The sequence below is a fragment of the Erythrobacter donghaensis genome (genome assembly GCF_001557325.1).
Taxonomy (GTDB): domain Bacteria; phylum Pseudomonadota; class Alphaproteobacteria; order Sphingomonadales; family Sphingomonadaceae; genus Erythrobacter; species Erythrobacter donghaensis_B.
This window is the reverse complement of the sequence record NZ_LSJS01000232.1, coordinates 1-451: the sequence shown is the minus strand read 5'-3', so window position 1 is coordinate 451 and position 451 is coordinate 1. Positions and strand designations below refer to the sequence as shown.

Sequence of the window (451 nt, the reverse complement as noted above, 5' to 3'; positions counted from 1 at the left end):
GTGCTCGCTTCAGGCTTGGGGATCGGCTGCGGCGCCTCGCTGACCGGCAGGACCGGCACCGCCGCGCAAGCCGCGACACGCGGCGCGGGGATGGGGTCGCTGTCATAGGCGAGCGCGACCTCGTCGCCGACGAAGTCGAAGATCTCGGCCACCGCCTCGCGCGCCACGTCGCCGGGCATGCGGAAGGTCCAGCCGAGATAGCCTTCCTCGACCTTGAGACGCTCGAAGGTGGGGACGGGCGCGATGTCGCACAGCTCGCAGGTGCCGCCCAGATCGGTGAGTTCGCGCAGCCACAGCAGCGGCTCGCTGCCCTTGGTCATCGCCCCGGCATGAGGGCGGATGTGGACCAGCCAGCTTGCCGGCGCGGTCGGATCGAGCGCGGCGGGGGCAGGGCCGGACAGCTCGTTCAGCAGCGCATCGAGATCGTCGAGCGGGTCGGCAGCGGCTGGGG

1 pseudogene is annotated in these 451 nt (G+C 71.8%); it reads right to left on the bottom strand.

The annotated features are described in order from the left end of the window. Window positions 1-451 (bottom strand): annotated as a pseudogene (locus tag AX692_RS20220) (chemotaxis protein CheA); the annotation flags it as partial.